The sequence below is a fragment of the Sulfitobacter sp. W074 genome (genome assembly GCF_025142275.1).
Classification (GTDB): domain Bacteria; phylum Pseudomonadota; class Alphaproteobacteria; order Rhodobacterales; family Rhodobacteraceae; genus Sulfitobacter; species Sulfitobacter profundi.
Genome location: NZ_CP081130.1, coordinates 2329985 through 2350479 on the forward strand (window position 1 = coordinate 2329985; position 20495 = coordinate 2350479).

General features: G+C 62.0%; 21 protein-coding genes. 7 read left to right on the forward strand and 14 right to left on the reverse strand.

What is annotated here, in order from left to right; genetic code table 11:
• The first annotated feature begins 40 nt into the window (after nucleotides 1-40).
• Entirely contained in the window at nucleotides 41-1297 is a 1257-nt protein-coding gene (locus tag K3762_RS11540; RefSeq protein ID WP_162931846.1) for a M23 family metallopeptidase, read from the forward strand.
• A gap of 62 nt (nucleotides 1298-1359) precedes the next feature.
• On the opposite strand, the gene K3762_RS11545 is transcribed toward K3762_RS11540, so the two are convergent.
• The 4 genes from K3762_RS11545 to K3762_RS11560 are packed head-to-tail and all read right to left on the reverse strand — an operon-like array spanning nucleotide 1360 to nucleotide 4025.
• Complete coding sequence (locus K3762_RS11545) at nucleotides 1360-2208, reverse strand: ATP-binding protein (protein WP_260009496.1); 849 nt, start codon at nucleotides 2206-2208, stop codon at nucleotides 1360-1362.
• Nucleotides 2205-3062: a twin-arginine translocase subunit TatC gene (gene tatC / locus K3762_RS11550; RefSeq protein ID WP_067626153.1), complete on the reverse strand. Its 858-nt coding sequence runs from the start codon at nucleotides 3060-3062 to the stop codon at nucleotides 2205-2207. Before tatC ends, K3762_RS11545 begins: the two co-directional genes overlap by 4 nt.
• Before the next feature lie 5 nt (nucleotides 3063-3067).
• Entirely contained in the window at nucleotides 3068-3751 is a 684-nt protein-coding gene (tatB, locus tag K3762_RS11555) for a Sec-independent protein translocase protein TatB (RefSeq protein WP_132444527.1), read from the reverse strand.
• Between the two features lie 4 nt (nucleotides 3752-3755).
• The gene (locus K3762_RS11560; protein ID WP_093926540.1) at nucleotides 3756-4025 is read right to left on the reverse strand and encodes a twin-arginine translocase TatA/TatE family subunit; all 270 of its coding nucleotides are present in this window, start codon (nucleotides 4023-4025) and stop codon (nucleotides 3756-3758) included.
• Nucleotides 4026-4208: 183 nt separating this feature from the next.
• On the opposite strand from K3762_RS11560, the gene K3762_RS11565 reads away from it, so the two are divergent.
• The gene (locus K3762_RS11565; RefSeq protein WP_206054298.1) at nucleotides 4209-4871 is read left to right on the forward strand and encodes a YafY family protein; all 663 of its coding nucleotides are present in this window, start codon (nucleotides 4209-4211) and stop codon (nucleotides 4869-4871) included.
• A 64-nt stretch (nucleotides 4872-4935) separates the two neighbouring features.
• Here K3762_RS11565 and K3762_RS11570 read toward each other — a convergent pair whose 3' ends face one another.
• From K3762_RS11570 to K3762_RS11590, 5 genes are all read right to left on the reverse strand, one after another.
• Nucleotides 4936-5292: a Lin0512 family protein gene (locus tag K3762_RS11570; RefSeq protein ID WP_120351309.1), complete on the reverse strand. Its 357-nt coding sequence runs from the start codon at nucleotides 5290-5292 to the stop codon at nucleotides 4936-4938.
• Nucleotides 5285-5635, reverse strand: coding sequence for a Lin0512 family protein (locus tag K3762_RS11575; RefSeq protein ID WP_132444526.1), 351 nt, complete (start codon nucleotides 5633-5635; stop codon nucleotides 5285-5287). Before K3762_RS11575 ends, K3762_RS11570 begins: the two co-directional genes overlap by 8 nt.
• Complete coding sequence (locus K3762_RS11580; RefSeq protein WP_132444525.1) at nucleotides 5632-6720, reverse strand: ABC transporter ATP-binding protein; 1089 nt, start codon at nucleotides 6718-6720, stop codon at nucleotides 5632-5634. Before K3762_RS11580 ends, K3762_RS11575 begins: the two co-directional genes overlap by 4 nt.
• Before the next feature lie 42 nt (nucleotides 6721-6762).
• A complete protein-coding gene (locus K3762_RS11585; protein WP_132444524.1) occupies nucleotides 6763-8121 on the reverse strand; it encodes a sodium:proline symporter in 1359 nt (452 codons plus the stop codon).
• A 142-nt stretch (nucleotides 8122-8263) separates the two neighbouring features.
• Nucleotides 8264-9043, reverse strand: a complete 780-nt coding sequence (locus K3762_RS11590) for an SDR family oxidoreductase (RefSeq protein ID WP_067941767.1) — start codon at nucleotides 9041-9043, stop codon at nucleotides 8264-8266.
• Nucleotides 9044-9181: 138 nt separating this feature from the next.
• Between K3762_RS11590 and K3762_RS11595 the strand changes: the two genes are divergently transcribed.
• The gene (locus K3762_RS11595; RefSeq protein ID WP_260009497.1) at nucleotides 9182-10195 is read left to right on the forward strand and encodes a Hint domain-containing protein; all 1014 of its coding nucleotides are present in this window, start codon (nucleotides 9182-9184) and stop codon (nucleotides 10193-10195) included.
• Here K3762_RS11595 and K3762_RS11600 read toward each other — a convergent pair.
• On the reverse strand, nucleotides 10192-10575 hold the full coding sequence (locus tag K3762_RS11600; RefSeq protein ID WP_120352229.1) for a nuclear transport factor 2 family protein: 384 nt from the start codon (nucleotides 10573-10575) through the stop codon (nucleotides 10192-10194). The two genes, K3762_RS11595 and K3762_RS11600, sit on opposite strands and share 4 nt — an antisense overlap.
• A gap of 104 nt (nucleotides 10576-10679) precedes the next feature.
• Between K3762_RS11600 and K3762_RS11605 the strand changes: the two genes are divergently transcribed.
• From K3762_RS11605 to K3762_RS11620, 4 genes are all read left to right on the forward strand, one after another.
• The gene (locus K3762_RS11605) at nucleotides 10680-12299 is read left to right on the forward strand and encodes a peptide chain release factor 3 (RefSeq protein ID WP_260012810.1); all 1620 of its coding nucleotides are present in this window, start codon (nucleotides 10680-10682) and stop codon (nucleotides 12297-12299) included.
• Nucleotides 12300-12377: 78 nt separating this feature from the next.
• Nucleotides 12378-13313, forward strand: coding sequence for a glycosyltransferase family 2 protein (locus K3762_RS11610; RefSeq protein ID WP_260009498.1), 936 nt, complete (start codon nucleotides 12378-12380; stop codon nucleotides 13311-13313).
• 149 nt (nucleotides 13314-13462) lie between these two features.
• Nucleotides 13463-15061 (forward strand): DEAD/DEAH box helicase, encoded by a 1599-nt coding sequence (locus K3762_RS11615; protein ID WP_132444521.1) that lies wholly within the window; start codon nucleotides 13463-13465, stop codon nucleotides 15059-15061.
• A 101-nt stretch (nucleotides 15062-15162) separates the two neighbouring features.
• A complete protein-coding gene (locus K3762_RS11620) occupies nucleotides 15163-15825 on the forward strand; it encodes a hypothetical protein (protein ID WP_120351315.1) in 663 nt (220 codons plus the stop codon).
• Here K3762_RS11620 and K3762_RS11625 read toward each other — a convergent pair.
• From K3762_RS11625 to nuoN, 4 genes are read right to left on the reverse strand one after another with little or no spacing between them, the layout of a single operon-like run.
• Nucleotides 15809-17476, reverse strand: a complete 1668-nt coding sequence (locus tag K3762_RS11625) for a ribonuclease J (RefSeq protein WP_067626618.1) — start codon at nucleotides 17474-17476, stop codon at nucleotides 15809-15811. The two genes, K3762_RS11620 and K3762_RS11625, sit on opposite strands and share 17 nt — an antisense overlap.
• 1 nt (nucleotide 17477) lies before the next feature.
• Nucleotides 17478-18254, reverse strand: coding sequence for a type III pantothenate kinase (locus tag K3762_RS11630; protein WP_120351316.1), 777 nt, complete (start codon nucleotides 18252-18254; stop codon nucleotides 17478-17480).
• A gap of 22 nt (nucleotides 18255-18276) precedes the next feature.
• Nucleotides 18277-19008, reverse strand: coding sequence for a biotin--[acetyl-CoA-carboxylase] ligase (locus tag K3762_RS11635; protein ID WP_260009499.1), 732 nt, complete (start codon nucleotides 19006-19008; stop codon nucleotides 18277-18279).
• Between the two features lie 32 nt (nucleotides 19009-19040).
• The gene (gene nuoN, locus K3762_RS11640) at nucleotides 19041-20486 is read right to left on the reverse strand and encodes an NADH-quinone oxidoreductase subunit NuoN (protein ID WP_260009500.1); all 1446 of its coding nucleotides are present in this window, start codon (nucleotides 20484-20486) and stop codon (nucleotides 19041-19043) included.
• Between the last annotated feature and the right edge of the window lie 9 nt (nucleotides 20487-20495).

Consider the following 20495-nt stretch of genomic DNA (forward strand, 5'->3'; position numbering starts at 1 on the left):
AACGCCCCTTACCGTCTGGGGCGAAGATGAGGACTTGCAGATGCGCCAAACACGCTTGCGCCGCCCCATGCGGCTGACCCTAATGGCCGGGACCAGTGCGATACTGCTGGCAGGTTGCGAAAATCAGCCACTGGATTACGATATGCGCAGCACCTTTGGCGATGGGTTTTCCACCGCCGAAGCGGCACGCGGCCCGTTGGCGGACCGCCCCAAGCCCGACGCACGGGGCGTGATCGCCTACCCCAATTATCAAGTCGCCGTCGCCCGCCGTGGCGATACGCTGAAAGACGTGGCCGCGCGTGTCGGGGCCGACAGCGGCGAACTCGCACGCTACAATGGCATTGATCCGGGCGTCCCGCTTCGCCAAGGAGAGATCATCGCCCTGCCCCGGCGGGTCGCCGAACCTGCCCCCGGCACCAATGGCGCCGTCGATATCACCACCCTTGCGGGCAGCGCCATCGACCGCGCCCCGGCGACGCCGAGCGTGCAAACGCAAAGCCTGCCCCCTGCAAGCACCGGCACCACCGCGCCGCAGCCCACAGCGCCTCAGCCTACCGCGCCGCAATCGGCGAAAGAGCCGGTGCGCCACCGGGTCGAGCGTGGCGAGACCGCCTATACCGTTGCGCGCCTCTATAACGTGCCGGTCAAAGCGCTGGCGGAGTGGAACGGCCTAGGCCCCGATTTCGCGATCCGCGAGGGGCAATTCCTGCTGATCCCGGTAGAGAAACAAGCGCCCCCGCGTCAGGCGACCAACACCGCATCCAGTGCCGCCGCCTCGCGCCCCGTGCAACCTGTCACCAGCGCACCCGGCGCGGGCAGCCCCACGCCGACGCCTCCTTCGGCGGCCAAACCGCTGCCGCAGGATGAGACGGCGAAACCATTGCCACCCAAAGTCGAGCCGAAAGAGCCTGTGGCCGATGTCGGCAAACCCACCGCCCCTGCAAAAACGACGAAGATGACACCGCCGGTCCAAGGCTCCATCATCCGCGCCTATTCCAAGGGCAAGAACGAGGGCATCAACATCAAGGGCAACCCCGGCGGGCCGGTGAAGGCCGCCGAAGGGGGCACCGTGGCCGCGATCACCAAAAGCGCCGAGGGCATTCCGATTGTCGTGGTGCGCCACCCGGACAACCTGCTCACGGTCTATGCCAATGTGGACGGCGTGAATGTCGCCAAGGGCGATACCGTCAGCCGGGGCCAGCAGATCGCCAAACTGCGCGGCGGATCGGAATCGCATGTGCATTTCGAGGTCCGCAAGGGCTTTGAGAGCGTCGATCCGACGCCCTACATCCAGTAATCAAACAAAAAAAGGCCCGCAGAACTTGCGGGCCTTTTTGCTGAAGCACCAGACAGGCGCGGTCACCCTCCTGAGACGGGAACGCCCTTTCTGCCAGCCAAATCCAAGAAATACTGCCATGCCACACGGCCCGACCGCGCCCCGCGTGTGGCCTGCCATTCGACAGCCTCTGCGCGCAGGGTGTCGTCGTCGATTTCTACGCCGAAGGCATCGCAATAGCCGCGGATCATCGCCAAATACTGGTCTTGATCGCAGGGATGGAACCCAAGCCAAAGCCCGAAACGATCGGAGAGAGAGACCTTTTCCTCGACCGCCTCCGAAGGGTTGATCGCACTGCCCCGCTCATTTTCGATCATGTCGCGCGGCATCAGATGACGGCGGTTCGAGGTGGCGTAGAGCACCACATTCTCGGGCCGCCCTTCGATGCCGCCATCCAGCACCGCCTTCAGCGACTTGTAATGCGCATCATCATGGCCAAAGCTAAGGTCATCGCAAAACAGGATAAACCGCTGCGACGCCCCGCGCAGCAGTGTCAGAATCCGCCCGACCGAGGGCAGGTCTTCGCGCTGCAATTCGACGATGCGCAACGCTTCATGTGATGCCTGAACATCTGCGTGTATCGCTTTGACAAGACTGGATTTTCCCATGCCACGCGCACCCCAGAGCAGCGCGTTGTTCGCAGGCAGACCCGCCGCGAATTGGCGGGTGTTGGCCAGAAGGGTATCCCGCGCCCGGTCGACGCCAATCAACAGCGGCAGGTCGATTCGCGCGACCTGCGGCACCGGTACCAGACGGTCGGGGTCGGTGTGCCAGACGAATGCGGTCGCGGCGTCAAAGTCCGGGGCGGACAGCGGCGCCGGAGACATACGCTCCAGCGCCGCTGCGATACGGTCCATCGGATCGTCGATCACAGCAGGTCTTCCTCGTCTTCGTCGTCAAAGTAGCCCTCTTCGCGCAGCTTCTCGTCGCGCTTTTTCTCGACCCGACGCACGAGGAAGATCGAGATTTCGTAAAGGCCGTAGACAACAACAAACAAGATCACCTGCGTGATCACATCTGGCGGCGTGACAAGGGCAGCCAACACAAGGATCGCCACCACGGCATATTTGCGCACATTGCCCAGACCTTCGGAACTGACCAGCCCGGCCTTGCCCATCAGGGTCAGCAGCACGGGAAGCTGGAAGCACAGGCCAAAGGCCACGATGAACTTGATCGTAAGCGAGAGGTATTCCTGCGCCGAGCCTTGGAATGCGATGGCCGCGATGCCGTTCTCACCCTCTGGCCCCTCACCGACGAGCGTACCCGCCTGCTGGAACCCAAGGAAGAAATCGAAGGCCAGCGGCGTGACGACGTAAAAGGCAAAGGCCGCACCAAGGAAAAACATCACCGGCGAGGAGATCAAAAAGGGCAGAAAAGCGCCCTTTTCGTTCTTGTAGAGCCCCGGTGCCACGAAGCGCCAAAGCTGGTAGCTGATGAAGGGAAAGCCCAGCACCAAACCACCCAAAAGCGAGATCGAGATCGCAACGAAGAAACCTTCTTGCAGTTTGATCAGGATCAGCCCGCAATCCTCTTGGCCCCGTTCCGCCATGGCCGAACACAGCGGTTCGGTCAGGAAGTTGAAGATCGGGTTCCAGACGGTAAAGCAGATCACCATGCCGATGATAAAGGCGATGACCGAATGGATGAGCCGCGTGCGCAGTTCGGCCAGATGTTCGATCAACGGGGCCGAGCTGTCGTCGATCTCATAGTCGTCGGAGGCGCTCATTTAACTTACTCTTTTTTCGCAGCGGGTTTGGCTGCCGCTGGCTTTTTGACAGCAGGCTTTTTCGCAGCGGGTTTCTTGGCAGCAGGCTTTTTCGGCGCTGCTTTGGCCGGCGCTGCTTTGGCCGCTGCTTTGACCGGCGCCGCTTTGGGTGAGGCCGCTTTAGCAGGCGCCGCCTTGGCTGGTGCCGCGTCTTTCTCGATCACGGGCCGTGCCGGTGCAGCTTTCGCAGCTTCGTCCCGGGCCGGGGTCGCGTCAGACAACTTCGCCTCTGCCGCCTCAGCCTGAGACATGGCTTCTGCCGCTTCGCGTTGCTTGCGCTCGGCTGCGGCGCGGGCGGTGCTGGCTTGGATCTTCTTCACATCCTCGGCCTTTTGCGCCGCCAATTTGCCGGTCTCGCTCTCGGGGTCGAAGTTGGTCAGCGAGCGGGTCGCGTCCTTCACCTCATCCATGGCGCTGCCCAGCGGGTTGGTCGCGGTTTTTAGCGACTTGTTCAGCGACGACGACATCTCGCGCATGCCGCTTTCGTCGGCGGCGTCGTTCATGGCCTGACTGAATTCACGCGCCATGCCCTTGGCCTTGCCCACGAATTGCCCAACGCGCCGAAACAGCACGGGCAGGTCCTTGGGGCCGACCACGATCAGGGCCACCACGCCGATGACTAAAAGTTCCGTCCAACCCAGATCGAACATCGGGTTACACCCGGTCCTTGTCGGCCTTCAGGTCGGTCTTGGGATGCGTGCCCTGATCGGCATGCTCGGGCAGGTCGGCATGGTGCACTTCGTCGACATGTTTGATGTCGTCGGTGCGCTTGGTCTCTTCTTCGCCTTCGCTGATGCCCTTTTTGAAGCTAGTGATGCCTTTGCCAACTTCACCCATAAGCGAGGAAATCTTGCCGCGGCCGAAAAGCACCAGCACGACAACCGCGATCAGCAGCAGGCCCGGCAGTCCGATATTGTTCAACATGTCTGTTCTCCCATCATGTTTGGCGCAAGTCATGCAGCGCCGTCCTGCCTGTGATAGCGGGCGGCGGCAGGACCATGAAGGGGCAAAGCGGCGGTTGGGCGGTGCTGCGGGCAAAGGACTGCCGATTTTCGGGCGTGCAATTCCCTTTGTGACATGTTTTTGTCAGGAGCGTCAGGAGGCGTCATGGTGTCAGTGAAAACCGAAGATCGGCTCGTGCGGTTGATCGACAGGCTGCGGGATGGGCGGCTGCACCGGGCCGAGGATTTGGCCCGGCTGTTCGGTGTCTCCCCCCGCACGATCTACCGCGATATGGGCAAGCTTAGCGCGGCGGGCCTGTCCATCGTCGGAACGCGGGGCGAAGGTTATCGGATCACCCCGGCGATCACCCTGCCCCCGCTGACACTAACCCCGTCTGAATTGGAGGCGCTGAACCTCGGCCTTGCTGTCGCGGCAGAGGTTGGAGACCCCGCCTTGCAGGGCGCGGCAGAGACATTGGCCGCCAAGTTCGACGCAGTTTTGCCCACCGAAACCATCGCCGAGGGGGCCGCTTGGTCGCAGGCGCTGACGGCGCAGGGCAAGGCCACACGGGTTTTTGCCCATCTGCCGGTGCTGCGCGCCGCGGTGCTGGCGCGTCAGAAGCTGCGGATCGGGGTCGCGGGGGAAGAGACCCGCGTGCTACGGCCAATGAAGGTTGAGAATTGGGGGCGGTTTTGGATGCTGACCGCCTGGTGCCAAGATGAAAAGGGATTTGCTACCTACGCGATCGATCAGATCGAGAGCGCCGAGGCCTTGCCAGAGCTGTTCGTCGACGAGCCGGGCAAAACGCTGGCTGACTACCACCCCTAGCCCTGAATCACGGGCGCAGGTCCGCTTGGCTGGCCCAGACCGCCCGGACGGTCTGCCCCCCGGCTCAGCCCTTCAGTTGCCAACCGGTCTGCAGCGGCAAGAACGCCTCGACACTCGCCTGCGCGATCACGATGGTATCCTGCCCCGTCGGCACGTTCAGCCCGCCCTTCACGGCACGTACCTCGGCCCGGCCACGCGGCAGATTGGCCACCAGCGCGTCGACATCCACCTTTTCAGGCTCTTGCACCGCCACGGTGACCTGCACACGCATCTGGTCCGGTGTCACGTCAAGCGCGCCGAAAAGCGGCAGAGAGGAATGGCGCAGGGCATCCTCGATCGCGCGGGCGGCGGCTTTGGTATAGTCCATCCCGTGCAGATCGTTGCCCATGCCCATTTCGATGATGATCCGCTGCTCAGTCATCGGCAGGCTCCATGTCGAAGCCCACGGAAAGGGCCACATTCGCCATGACGGTCGGGTTCCCCTCTCCTTCGGGGCGCGGCACATCCAACCCGCCGTGATGCAGGTTCACCGTCACCTCGCCATAGGGAAAGACCGCGCGCAGCGCTTCGGCGTCGACCAGACCGGGCCGTTGCACGCCCACGTCGAGGATGATCCGCATGGCGGACCTATCGAAACCAAAAAGCTCTGCCAGATTGATCGAGTTATGCCACAGCGCATCCTGCACCGCGCGGGTCGCGGCCTGCGTATAGTCGGCGCGGCGCAGGGACGACCCCATGCCGAATTCTACCATCAGGGGCTTCATGCCGTCACCGGAAAGACAAAGCAGCGGTCGCGGCGCACGGTCAGCCACATGACGGCGCCGGGTTGCGGCAAAAAGACATTCGGCACCGTGGCCTTGAGCCGCGATCCGTCCTCTTCCAACACAAATTCAACAAGGCTTTCGTTCCCCATAAAGCGCGCGCGTTCCACCACGGCGCGGGCCGGGGTGCCATCGGTCGCCGTGGGGCGTGGGCCTTTGCCTGCACGGTCAAAGTCGATGCGCAGGTGTTGCGGGCGAAAGACAATATTTACCGGCGTGCCATCGGGTACCCCCGGGGCAAGGAATTGGCCAAAGACGGTATCGGCCAGCGCCCCGGTCACCGTGGCCTCAAGCACATTGGCATCGCTGAAAAATGCGACAGAGGCGCGATCGACGGGCCGCGTATAGACGTTATAGGGCGCGCCCTGCTGGACGATCTTGCCGTCGCGCATCAGCGCAATCTCATCGGCCATGCGCATCGCCTCATCCGGCTCATGGGTGACCAGCAGAACGGCAGTGTCCTCTTCTTTCAGGATGCTCAGGGTCTCATCGCGGATGCCGTCGCGCAGACGGTTGTCGAGGCCGGAAAAGGGCTCGTCCATCAGCATGATGCGCGGCTGCGGCGCCAGCGCACGGGCCAGCGCCACGCGCTGCTGCTCCCCGCCCGAAAGCTGGTGCGGATAGCCGTCGATATAGCGCAGCAGGTCCACCCGTTCGAGCAATTCCTCAATCCGCTTGCGCTTCTCGGCCTTGGTGCCTTTCTTGAGGCCAAAGCCCACGTTATCGGCCACGCTAAGATGCGGAAACAGAGCAAAGTCCTGAAACATCAGCCCAATCTCGCGCCGCTCTGGCGGGACGCGAAACATGGTGTCGCAGATCAACTTGCCATCGACGTGGATCGTGCCGCTGTCTTGCATCTCAACGCCCGCGATCATGCGCAGCGTGGTGGATTTGCCGCAGCCCGAGGGGCCGAGCAGACAGGTCACCTGCCCCGGCATGATCTGCAAAGACACGTCATCGACAACCTGCCGCCCGCCATAGGCGCGGCGCAGACTGCGGATTTCCAGACGGGGGGTGGGGTCACTCATGGAAACTGCGGTATCCGATCAAATCACTCGGAAACCCAGCTATCAGCCTCGCCGCGCCCCCGCAAGCACCGCTGCGAACCCGGCCAGTAGCACGATCACGCAAATTACCAACAATTGCTCGTATTTATGCCCCTCGGGCAGAAGGGCCGCCACCGGCGCCCAGCCCCGCGCGAAATAGGCCGCAGCCCCGAGCATCGCGGCGGCAAAGGCGGCGAGGTAACTCCAGACCGCGATGCGGCGCCCCGCCACCAGCCCCACCAGCAGCACCGGGGTAAGGAACATCGACGCGGTCCCGCTGACCGCCACAGCATCGAAAAGCGTGGCGTTGCCCCAGAGCGTCAACAGCGCACCAAGCGCCATGAACCCCGCCATCACCAGCCGCCCGCCCCTCAGGCTGCGCGGCGCGATGCGCCATTCTTCGACCATCAGCCGCGCGGCCGAGGCCAATGCGGAATCGAGCGTCGACAGCGCCGAGACGAGCAGCGACAGCATCAGCGCCACGAAAATCCAGCCCGGAAACATCTGCCCCCATGTGCCGATCAATTCGCCTTCATAGGCCGCACCGGTCAGGCTGGCTTGGATGCCGAAAAAGCCAAAGCCGATGATGCAGAGTGTCGAAATCCAAAAGGCGTGCAGGAAAGAGGCCCGCGTGGTTGCCTCATCCGCCAGAAAGCCGCGGTCCATCATCACCGGGTCATGGGCGGGGTAGGAAAAGACCTGCAACAGGGCGACCGCCAAAAGCACCCAACCGTTGTAGGGCCCCGAGACGCCCGGCGCACTCAGCACCGCGCCAAGCTCGAACCCCGGGCTTAGCAGCAGCGCGCCAAGCGCAAGGCCGAAAACAACAAGAAAGACCAGCATCTGCACCACATCCGTGCGCAGCGCGGCGGAAAGCCCGCCCCATGCCGAATAGCCAAAGCCGAGCGCAGCGACGATCAGCACCGCCAGCGTGCCGGACCCCGGCCAGACAGCCTCGAAAATCAGCGCAACGACCAGCAGATTGGCAAAGACCTCGGACAGCAGCCGCAGCCCGATCACGAGGTTATAGGCCGCCGTGCCCGAACGCCCGAAATGCCCGCCCAGCCAGTCCTGCACCGACCGCGCGCCGCCCCGGCGCAACTGCCCCACGATAAAGCCGCCTGTCAGGAACGACCCGTAATAGGCCGCATAGGCCAGCGTGCCCGCGATGCCGTAGAAATAGCCCAAGATCGCGGCGTTCATCAGGCTACGGGCAAAGATCCATGTGGTGACTTGGCTTAGCACCAGCACCCAAAGCCCCGGCGCACGGCCCGCCGCATTGGCGCCGCCAAAGAACCCTTCGACCGTTGCGCGACGCGGGGCCACCAGTAGGCTGGCAAGGATTATGGCCGCGAAAAGAAGGACAAGAACGGTGGTTTGCATGCGGACGGACCTTTTGCGAAAAGCTGACCCTCAAGGGTTAGCCGCCGCCCTCAATCCCCGCCAGCGCTGAAACCGCTGCTGTCAGGAATGTGATCCGATGCGAAGCGCAATGGCCGGGACGCTCGCCCCGGCCAAGCTCTGCTTACATGGTGAGATTGGTGCCGCCGCCATCCAGCAGCAGGTTCTGGCCCACGATGAAGCCCGCGTGCTGCGAACAAAGGAACGCACAGGTCGCGCCGAATTCATCACGGGTGCCATAGCGGCCTGCGGGAATGCCCGCCTGCCGCTCGGCGCGGGCCTCGTCCAGCGTGATGCCCTTGGCCTTGACCACACCCGCATCCAGCGAATCCGCGCGGTCGGTGGCATGGATGCCCGGCAGCAGGTTGTTGATCGTGACCCCCTTGCCCGCGACCTGACGCGCGGTGCCCGCGACATAGCCCGTAAGCCCGGTCCGTGCCGAGTTACTCAGCCCCAAGACAGCAATCGGCGCGCGCACCGACTGGCTGGTGATGTTCACGACCCGACCCCAGCCGCGCTCCATCATGCCGGGCACCAGCGCTTTGATCAACGCGATGGGGGCCAGCATATTGGCATCGAGCGCCTTGATGAAATCTTCGCGGTCCCAGTCATGCCACATCCCCGGAGGCGGGCCACCCGCGTTGTTGACGAGAATGTCACAGCCCTCGGCGGCCTTGATGACCAGCGCCTGACCCTCTTCGGTGGCCACATCCGCCGCCACGGTGACGACTTCGACGCCATAGTCCTGACGGATACGTTCTGCCGACGCCTCAAGCGCCTCGGCGCCGCGTGCGTTCATCACAAGGTTGACCCCTGCCGCCGCAAGAGCTTCGGCGCAGCCAAGGCCAAGCCCTTTGGATGAGGCACAGACCAGCGCCTTCTTCCCCTTGATTCCCAAATCCATTTTGCGATTCCTCCTATGCATTTGCATATGCCTACCACGCCCTGCGGCCAATGCCAGCAAATCACCCGAGCCTTGACCCATCCGGGCCACAATTCTACCTTATCCCGCTGGCGAAAGCCCTAAAGCCAAAGGCCCGTCATGTCCCGCACCCGCACCGCCCCCGCACAGAACATCGCCGTCTACCGCGCCGGGCAATTTTGCGCGAGCGACGGGGCGAATATGGGCGATACGCTGGGTTTTGCCGCTGAATTGGTGCTGGATGACGTCTATGAGCTGGACCGTGCGGCAGAGCCTTTGCGCCTGTCCCTGCTGACCCTGCCGGGGGATCAATTGCAGCTTGCCGAGGATACCGGCGTGGGCAGCCCCGGTGCTGAGTTGCATCTCGACAGCCTGCTCACGCTGATGTCGCCCGACGGGCAAACCCAAGAGGCGCTGCTGCTGGTCGAGGTTGATGGCAAGGGCCACGCGGCTGAGGTGTACCTTTTGCCGCTAGGCCCGCTGACACCGCAAACGGGCTACCGTATTGTGGGCATCGACACCCAGACCGCACGTCAGAAATTCGGCCAACTCGCCTGCGTGTCCTTCACACGCGGCACCCATATCTCGCTCAGCACCGGAGAGTTGCGCCCCATCGAAGACCTTCGCGTCGGTGACCGTATCCTAACCCGCGACGACGGCGTTCAAACCCTACGCTGGATCGGTCAAAGCACCCTGCGCGCGGTGGGCGAATTCGCCCCGATCCGCATTCAGGCAGGCACGCTGAACAACGAACATGACCTGATCGTCAGCCCCGATCACCGGCTCTTCATCTATCAACGCAGTGATGAGATGGGCGCGGGCCGCTCGGAACTGCTTGTGAAAGCGCGGCATCTTGTGAACGGCGAAAGCGTAACCGTGCAGGACGGCGGCTTTGTCGACTACTTCCAACTGCTCTTTGACGGGCATCAGATCATCTACGCCGAAGGGATCGCAGCCGAATCCATGCTGGTCGACAGCCGCACCCGGTCGGTGCTGCCGCCGGAAATGGCCGCGGCCTTGGGCGAGGTGATCCCCGGCCATTCCGACCTGCCCCATGCCGGGCTCGATCTGGCCGAGGCGTTGCTCAAGCGCCCCGATGCGGCGGCGCTGCTGCGCAAAGCCTCTACCCGTTAAGGTGCCTCAACGGCATAGTGAAACTCTTCCCGGACGATTTTGCCGTCTTTCACGTGGTAAACGCCGATCTCTTCCATCTGAAAGCGATCGCCGCTCTGCTTGTCGGTGGCGTCGACCTTGAAGACCGCGCTGAACTGCTCATCACCAAAATAGAACGGGCCTGAGACTTCACTCGCGTGTTCCTCCATCGCGTTTTCCCACCAGTCGTGTTTGCCGTGGATCGCCTTGATCCCATGCGTCTCACGCCCCTGCCCGCCCATATCGGCGGCCTCTACGGATACGGCATCTTCGGCATATAGCTTATCAAGGTTCTCGCGTACTTTGGCCGCACCGGCACGGCAGCCGTTAACCAACTCTTGTGCAATCTCTTTCAGTTCCATCGCAAATTCCTCCATGTACCACTTATGTTCTCATGTTAGGCCTACGGTCGATTCGCAGCAATGCCCAGATTGCGCCCGGCCACGGCGCAGCCTATATGGGGCGGATGTTGGACACGCCGCAAAACCGCCCCGCCCTGCCCGCCGAGATCGCGCGTCGTCGCACCTTTGCGATCATCAGCCACCCTGACGCGGGCAAGACCACGCTGACTGAAAAGTTCCTGCTGTTCGGTGGGGCCATTCAGATGGCTGGCCAAGTGCGCGCCAAGGGCGAAGCGCGGCGCACGCGGTCGGACTTCATGGCGATGGAAAAGGACCGGGGCATTTCGGTCTCGGCCTCGGCCATGTCGTTCGATTTCCACAGCGGTGACACCAACTACCGCTTCAACCTCGTCGACACGCCGGGCCACTCGGACTTTTCGGAGGATACCTACCGTACGCTGACGGCGGTGGATGCCGCCGTGATGGTGATCGATGGGGCCAAGGGTGTGGAAAGCCAGACGCAGAAGCTTTTCGAAGTCTGCCGGATGCGCGACCTGCCAATCCTGACCTTCTGTAACAAAATGGACCGCGAAAGCCGCGACACCTTTGAGATCATTGACGAAATCCAGGAAAACCTTGCCATCGACGTGACGCCCGCAAGCTGGCCCATCGGTGTGGGCCGCGATTTCGTGGGCTGCTATGACATGCTGCGCGACCGTCTGGAACTGATGGACCGCGCCGACCGGAACCGCGTGGCCGACAGCATCAAGATCGAAGGCTTGGATGACCCCAAGCTGGCCGAACACGTCCCCGCCACCCTGCTGGAAAAGCTGCGCGAAGACCTTGAGATGGCGCGCGAATTGCTGCCGCCCTTGGACCTCAAAGCGATGCACGAAGGCACGCTGACGCCGATCTGGTTCGGCTCTGCGATCAACTCTTTCGGGGTGCGTGAACTCATGGAAGGCATCGCCAAATACGGGCCAGAGCCGCAAATCCAAGCCGCCACGCCACGTCAGATTTTGCCCGAAGAAACCAAGGTCGCGGGCTTTGTCTTTAAGGTGCAGGCCAACATGGACCCCAAACACCGCGACCGGGTCGCCTTTGTGCGCCTTGCCTCGGGGCATTTCGAGCGCGGCATGAAAATGACCCATGTCCGCACCAAGAAGCCGATGACGATTTCCAACCCGGTAATGTTTTTGGCCTCAGACCGCGAATTGGCCGAAGAGGCTTGGGCCGGTGACATCATCGGCATCCCCAACCACGGGCAGCTGCGCATCGGCGACACGCTGACCCAAGGCGAAGCGCTGCGCGTCAGCGGTATCCCCTCCTTCGCGCCCGAATTGCTGCAATCGGTCCGCGCGGGCGATCCGCTGAAAGCGAAACACCTTGAGAAAGCGCTGATGCAATTTGCCGAAGAAGGTGCCGCGAAAGTGTTCAAACCCTCCATCGGCTCGGGTTTTGTCGTGGGCGTTGTGGGCCAGTTGCAGTTCGAAGTGCTCGCCAGCCGGATCGAGTTGGAATACGGCCTGCCGGTGCGGTTCGAGCCGTCGCAATTCACCTCGGCTCGCTGGGTGAATGGCACGAAACAAGCCGTTGATAAGTTTACCGAAAGCAACAAACAGCACATCGCTCATGACCACGACGGCGACATCGTATACCTAACCCGCCTGCAATGGGACATCGACCGGGTTGAGCGCGATTACCCGGACGTGAAACTTACCGCGACCAAGGAAATGATGGTCTGAATTAGCCTCTCCGCTATGGGTCGTAAGCCTTGATTTCGCGCGCAATCATGGCATTCTGGACCCAACCGGGGAGACGCGATGACGACGACGACGAAATGGGGGCTGGTTGCCACAATTTTGGCCCCCGCTGACGAGATTAGACGCTTTGCCGCCTACCATCTTGAGGCAGGTGCGCATCGGCTCTATCTATTTCTCGACGCTGAGAAGCCAGAGGCTTTCGACAGTTTGAAAGCCCACCCCAAGATCCGCGTCGTCACCTGCGATGATGCCTATTGGCAAAAGCTCTGTGGCAAACGCCCGCAAAAGCATCAGGTCCGCCAAAGCCAGAACGCCACCCGCGCCTATAACCGCGCGGATGATGTGGATTGGCTGATCCATATGGATGTGGACGAATTCCTTGTTGCCGAGCGCCCTGTGGGAGAGGTGCTCGCCGCCCTGCCCGCGGCGCAAAAGATCGCCCGCATCCGCCCGATGGAGGCTTTGGCAGGCGATGCGACAGCCTTCAAATCCTTCATTCCAAACGGCCCGCAGAGGGCGCTGATCGTGTCGGAGCTTTATCCAACCTATGGCGAATACGTCAAAGGGGGATTCTTGAGCCATTTGGCCGGAAAGGTCTTTGTCCGCACCGGGATGGCCGACGTTCGCCTTCAAATACACAACGCTTTTCAGAATGACGCGATGATTGAGGGGCCAGAGCAGCAGCCCGGCATTGATCTGGCGCATCTGCACGCGAAAAGCTGGCCCGACTGGCTGGCCGCCTATCGCTACCGGCTGGAAAAAGGCTCTTACCGTTCCGATCTCGCCCCCAACCGGCCCCGTGATCGCGGTGGGCTGTCGATGCATGAGCTTTTTTCCATGATCGAAGCCGAAGGGGGCGAGGCGGGATTGCGCGCCTTTTTCAATGAGGTCTGCGCCGACACCCCCGAGTTGCGCGCGACCCTAAAGGCGGAGGGATTGCTGCGCCTTGCCGATCTCGACCTTGATGCAAAGGTGTCGCGCCATTTCGCAAGTTAAGCGCCTGAGAGGTCAAGTGTTTGACGGCTGGGCCGCAACTTGCTATGCGCTTTCGCAACATGCCGCGGCATATGCCGCCCCTTGGGCCATTCGGGCCGGCTTGTATTGCTGCCGCGGGCCAAGTCAGTGTCCGCTCAACCCGGACGCACATGACAAAATTTACCGATCTAAACCTGAATGCCAAGGTCCTCAAAGCTGTTGTAGAGGCTGGCTACGAATCGCCCACACCTATTCAGGCGGGCGCTATTCCCCCTGCTCTCGAAGGCCGCGACGTCTTGGGAATCGCCCAGACCGGCACCGGCAAGACCGCCAGCTTCACGCTGCCGATGCTGTCGCTGCTCGCCCGGGGCCGCGCTCGTGCGCGGATGCCGCGCAGCCTCGTGCTTTGCCCCACCCGGGAATTGGCCGCACAGGTGGCCGAGAACTTTGACACCTATTCCAAGCACCTCAAGCTCACCAAAGCGCTGCTGATCGGCGGCGTGAGCTTTAAGGAGCAAGACAAGCTGATCGACAAAGGCGTCGACGTGCTGATCGCCACACCGGGCCGCCTGCTCGATCATTTCGAGCGGGGCAAGCTGATCCTCTCGGACGTGAAAGTCATGGTCGTGGACGAAGCCGACCGGATGCTCGACATGGGGTTCATCCCCGATATCGAACGGATCTTCGGCCTCACGCCCTTCACCCGTCAGACGCTGTTCTTCTCGGCCACCATGGCGCCCGAGATTGAGCGGATCACCAACACTTTCCTCAGCAATCCTGAGCGGATCGAAGTGGCACGTCAGGCCACCACGAGCGAGACGATCGAACAGGGCGTTGTCATGTTCAAAGCCTCGCGCAAGGACCGTGAAGCCACCGAGAAGCGCAAGCTGCTGCGTCTGCTGATCGACGCCGAAGGCGAGAAATGCACCAATGCGATCATCTTCTGCAACCGCAAGATGGACGTGGATACCGTTGCTAAGTCATTGAAGAAATACGGCTATGACGCCGCCCCGATCCACGGCGATCTTGACCAAAGCCAGCGGACCAAGACGCTCGAAGGCTTCCGTAATGGCGAGCTGCGTTTCCTCGTAGCCTCAGACGTTGCCGCGCGCGGGCTTGATGTGCCAAGCGTAAGCCATGTCTTCAACTTCGATGTGCCCAGCCACGCCGAGGACTACGTTCACCGTATTGGCCGCACCGGCCGTGCGGGCCGCGACGGCAAGGCGATCATGATCTGCCAGCCCCGCGACGACAAGAACTTTGAAGACGTCGAGCGTCTGGTGCAAAAGGAAATTCCGCGCATCGAGAACCCGCTTGGCAACGCCAAACCAGCAGAAGAAGCGTCTGACGCCCCGGCCAAGACCGATGACAAGCCCAAGCGCACCCGGTCGCGCAGCCGTAAGTCGGACAAACCACAGGCAGACAAGCCACAGGCTGAGCAACCGCAGGCCGACGAGCGCCAATCGGATAGGCGCCAAACGGATAAGCCCCAGATGGATAAGCCTCAGACGGACAAACCCGTTGAGACCTCCAATGAGGCCAAGCAACCGCAGGCCGAGGCACCGAAAGATGCCAAAGCCGATGTGGCCCCAGAGCGCGAAGCCGAAAGCGCGCAGGGCGGGCGCAAATCTCAGCGCGGCGGCAACAATGACAAACCTTCGCGTGGTCGGGGCCGGAATGACAAACGCGGTGGCAATGACAACCGCGTCGTCGGGCTGGGCGATCATACGCCTGACTTCATCGGCCTAAGCTTCCGCGAGCGCATCTGAAACCAGCCCCACGCGGGCATGAATTCGCCGCTGATCCCTGCCGGGATTGGCGGCTTTTTCGTCTGTGCTATGTGAGGGGAAACCTCTCAGATAGGACCATCATGCTGCGCCCTGCTCTCTTCGCCCTCACCCTTGCCCTGACCGCCCTTATCTCTGCCCCCGCCAGCGCCGAACGCTGCCGGGCCGAGGTCAACGGCGCCGAAGTTGTCGTAGAGGCCGAGAATTTCGCCAATTTCGCCGAGGAAGTCGGCGCCCGCGAACGGCTGATAAATTGGCCCGCGCGGAAATGGAGCAGCCTTTGGGGCGCCCCACCCGCCTGTGACAGCGGGGTGCTGTTCGACTACCTTGCCACCACTGTGCCGCTCGACCAGATCGACGGCTACTGCCTGACCGCCACGCCCGAGGATGGGCATTTCCTGATCCCCGGCGCGCGGAACTATCGCGGCTATTGCAAAAAGACCTTTTGCGAACGGGTGAACACCACCAAGGAAGAGACCGTCGAGATCAGCAAGAACATCGCACGATCCGCGGTCGACACCATCAGCCAGCCGGACAACCTACGCGCCGTGGCGCATAAATCCGGGGCCTTCATTTTGACGGGAGGGGCATCTGCACTGAGCGCCAATCTGGCGACTACAGGCACGACGCTGGCCACCGCGCTATCGACCCCCGCCGCCCTTGCGGCCACGGGGGTAAGCGTGGTCGCAGTGGGCGGCGCGGTCTATATGTGCAGCGGTGGGGAGGAGGTCAGCTCAGACGGCTGACCACCACGGTGACTTCGGGTTTCTTGCCGATTTCGTCGTAAGACGACTGACGTGCGACCTTTTTCAGACCGTCGTTCAGCTTGTCGTCATCCCGCAGGGTGGCGGCTTTCTGACGGTTCAGCCACTGGCTGAGGTCTTGTTCCAGCACATCCACAAGCGGCGCATTGGACCGGCCTGTCTCCGGCAGACCCATCAGATCAACCCAAGGCTCGCCCAAGGGCTCATCATCCGCATCCAAAATCATGGTCACGGTGGCATGGCCGTTCAGCGCCATGCGGATACGGTCGCGGATCACACCATCCAGCGCGCCGACTTGAACCGACCCGTCCAGATACATGCGGCCCGTGTCGACATGTTCAACCACCTTGGGCTTGTTGCCCGACAGGTCGATCATCATACCGTTCACGGCCAACACGCCGGTGATGCCCTTGGCATTGGCAATCTTCACATGCTCGCGCAGGTGACGGTGCTCGCCGTGCATGGGGATCAGAACCTGCGGTTTGACGATCGCATGCAGCGTCTCAAGGTCAGGGCGGTTCGCGTGGCCCGACACGTGGTAGAGGCCCGAGGAATCATCCACCACATCCACACCCTTTTCAGAGAACTGGTTGATGATGCCGATCACGCCGCGCTCATTGCCCGGGATGGTCTTCGACGAAAAGAGGAACAGATCGCCCTCTTTCAACTCGATGCCCTGATACTTCCCCCGTGCCAGTTGCGCAGAGGCCGCGCGGCGTTCACCTTGGCTGCCGGTGACCAGCAGCATCAGGTTCTCGCGCGGAATCGCCCGGGCATTTTCGGGAGAGATGACAGGCGGAAAGTCTGTCATCACACCGGTCTGGATCGAGGCTTCGACCATGCGGTTCATCGCACGACCCAGCAGAACGATCGACCGCCCTGCCCGTGCGCCCGCCTCTGCCAGCGTTTTGACCCGCGCCACGTTGGAGGCAAAGGTCGTGGCGACGACCATGCCCTCGGCACTGCTCACCAGCTTTTCGATCTCCGGCCCAACGGTCGCTTCCGAGCGGCCGGGATGAGCGGAGAAGACATTGGTGCTGTCGCAGATCAGCGCATTCACGCCGTCCTTGCAGACCTCTGCCCAGAGTGCGTCGTCGAAGGCTTCGCCGACGCCGGGCGTGCGGTCGATCTTGAAGTCGCCGGAGTGGATCGTGCGCCCCTCGGGCGTGTCGATGACCATGGCCGAGGATTCAGGAATCGAATGCGAGATCGGCAGGAAGCCCACTTTGAACGGGCCTGCGGTGATCTGCTCTGGCCATGCGCTTACCGTGGTGACCGCATCTTCGGGGTGGCCGTGTTCAGACATCTTCCGACGGGCGATATTGGCGGTAAAGGCGCGCGCATAGATCGGCGCTTTCAGCACCTCGTAGGAATGCGCGATGGCGCCGATGTGGTCTTCGTGGGCGTGGGTGATAAAGATCGCTTCGATCTGATCGCGACGCTTCTTCAGCCAAGAGATGTCGGGCAGGATCAGGTCCACGCCCGGCGTGCTGTCCATGTCCGGAAAGGCCACACCGATGTCGACGACGATCAGCCGTTCTTTACCGGGCTTGCCGTAACCGTAGACATAGGCGTTCATGCCAATTTCACCCGCCCCACCGAGGGGCAGATAGATAAATCGTTCGCTGCTCATATTATTCAGCTTTGTCCTTATTATAATCGTGGATCACGGTCAGGCCGTGCATCGTGAGTTCATCTTGATAATCATCGAACAGGTCGACTGCCTGCTGAAACAGCGGTGCCAGACCCCCCGTGGCGATAACGCGCATGGGTCTTGCACGTTCCGCCCTTATGCGCTCACATATCTCACGAACCAGTCCGACATAACCCCAAAAGACACCAGACTGCATGCAGGCCACCGTATTGGTGCCGATGACATGCGGCGGTTTGGAAATATCGACATGCGGCAAGGCCGCGGCGGCGCTATGCAGCGCCTCTAGGCTGAGGTTCACCCCCGGCGCGATCACGCCGCCGATATAAGCCCCATCATCGGCCACCACGTCAAAGGTCGTGGCAGTGCCGAAGTCCACCACGATCAGGTCACCGCCATAAAGGTCATAGCCTGCCACGGTGTTCACCAAACGGTCGGGCCCGACCTGCGTGCCCGCGTCCACGCGCACGTCGATGGGCAGCGCGCAACCGGGTTTGCCCACCACGAAAGGGCGCGTGTGAAAGTAGCGATCCGCCAGAACGCGCAGGTTGAACACCACCCGTGGCACGGTTGAGCTGATGATCATATCGGTGATGTCAGCGTCAATATTTTGCAGCCGCATCAGCGTGTTAAGCCAGACGTAATATTGATCCGCCGTGCGTTTCCATTCGGTCGAGGTGCGCCAAGTGGCGATAAACTCTTCCCCGTCCCAGATAGAGAACACGGTATTGGTATTGCCGCAGTCGATTGCCAGAAGCATGGTGCCTCCCCTCCCCCAGATTTTAGAAAAACACATCCGCTGCGGTGATGGGCACCGCGCCGTCGCGGGTGCCCAAGATCAGATTGCCTGCGCCGTCTACATCTTCGAAAACGCCGGTGATCTCATCGCGCATGGTGCGGGCGGTGATGACCTCTCCGAGCCGCGCGGCATGGGCGAGCCATGCGCTGCGGATTGTGCTGAAACCATAGGTCGTGAACTGCTCTTCGAGACCGGCATATTCCCGCGCAAGCACGTCGAGAAAATCCTCGGCGCTCACATTGCCCCCCGCCTCACGCAGTGTCACCGCTGGCAGGGCGCGGGCTTCCAGCGTGCTGGCCTCGGGCCCATGGGCAAGGTTCACGCCGATGCCGATGGCCAGATGGTCGCCCACACTTTCGAGCAGGATACCCGCCACCTTGCCGCCCCGCAAAAGCACATCGTTCGGCCATTTTAGGGCAAAGGCATCCTCGCGCCCGGTCACCCCGACGAAAGAGCGGTAAAGTGCCAGCGAGGTCACGAAGGACCGCAGCGCGGCGACGCCGGGCGGCTCTTTGCGCGGCATCATCAGTGTGGCCGCGAAATTGCCGCGCGGCGTGGTCCAACTGCGGCCCCGGCGGCCCCGGGCGGCGGTTTGCTCCAGTGCGAGAATCCAAGTCGGCGCGGTCAGCTCTTGCTGTAACCGCGCCGCCTCTGAGAGGGTGGAATCGAGCGAGTCATAGACGCGCCGGCCATAGCCTTCCGGCCAGTGGCTCATGCGCTGGTCCGGGCGATCGTCCGCCGCACCGCTCAGTTCACCAGCGACGCCGCAGCCGAGGCGGCCATGCCTTCGACACCGAACATGTTTGCGATCCCGACGATCATGATCACCGCCGAGGCCATCAGCACCACGGTCAGCACGCCGCCGTTCTGATGGTCCAGCGTGTCAGAGCGTTCTTCGCCAAAGTACATGTAGAAAACGATCCGCAGGTAATAATAAGCGCCGATCACACTGGCGATTACGCCCGCCACAGCGAGCCATGCCATATTGGCATCATAGGCTGCGCGCAGCACATAGAACTTGCCAAAGAAGCCCAGCATCGGCGGCACGCCCGCAAGGCTGAACAGCAGCACCAGCATCGCCAGCGCCCGGCCCGGATTGGTCTTAGCATACATATTGAGCAGGGTGATATCGGTCACCGGCGCGCCGTCTTTCTGCATCAGCAGGATGAAGGCAAAGGTGCCGAGGTTCATGGTGACATAGATCGCCATATAGACCAGCATCGCCTGCACGCCAAAGGCGGTGCCCGCAGCCAAGCCCATCAGCGCATAGCCCATGTGGGCAATCGACGAAAAGGCCATCAGACGCTTGATGTTGGTCTGACCAATCGCGGCGACAGAGCCGAAGAACATCGACAGCACCGACAGAAGCGCCACGATCTGGCTCCAATCGCTGACGATCTGGCCAAAGGCGTCATGCATGACCCGTGCGAACAGGCCCATGGCGGCGACTTTTGGCGCTGTGGCAAAGAAAGCCGCGATCGGGGTGGGCGCACCTTCGTATACGTCCGGTGTCCACATGTGGAACGGCACGGCGGAAACTTTGAAGGCAAGTCCCGAAATCAGGAAGACCAGACCAAAGAGCAGCCCGAGCGAGGTGCCGCCGGTTTGCGCCGTGGTGATGATGCCCGCGAACAACGTGGTCCCGGCGTAGCCATAAACGAGCGACGCACCATAGAGCAGCAGGCCCGAGCTAAGCGCGCCGAGCACGAAATACTTGAGGCCCGCCTCTGTGGATTTGATCGAGTCGCGGCGCAGCGAGGCCACGACATAGAGCGCTAGCGATTGCAGCTCCAACCCCATGTAGAGCGCCATCAGGTCGCCTGCACTGACCATCATCATCATGCCGACAACAGCCAAGGCCACCAGCATCGGATATTCAAACCGCAGCAAACCGCGCAGTTTCATATAGCTTTCGGACATGACCAAGACAGCCGCCGCCGAGAGCAGGATCGCCACTTTCGCAAAGCGCGCAAAGCTATCGTCGATGAACATGCCGTGGAAGGCGATGTTGGTGGTGCCGTCGCCGGACATGGCCACCCAAGCAGCCAGCAGCACCATCACCACCGCGGTCACCCAGACGAGCACCCCGGCGGCCTTGTCTTTCGACGTATAGACCGCGCCAAGAAGGCCAAGCAGGGCAAACCCCGCAAGGACGATCTCGGGCAGAATGATGTTCAGATCAGCGGATATCATGCGCCAAGT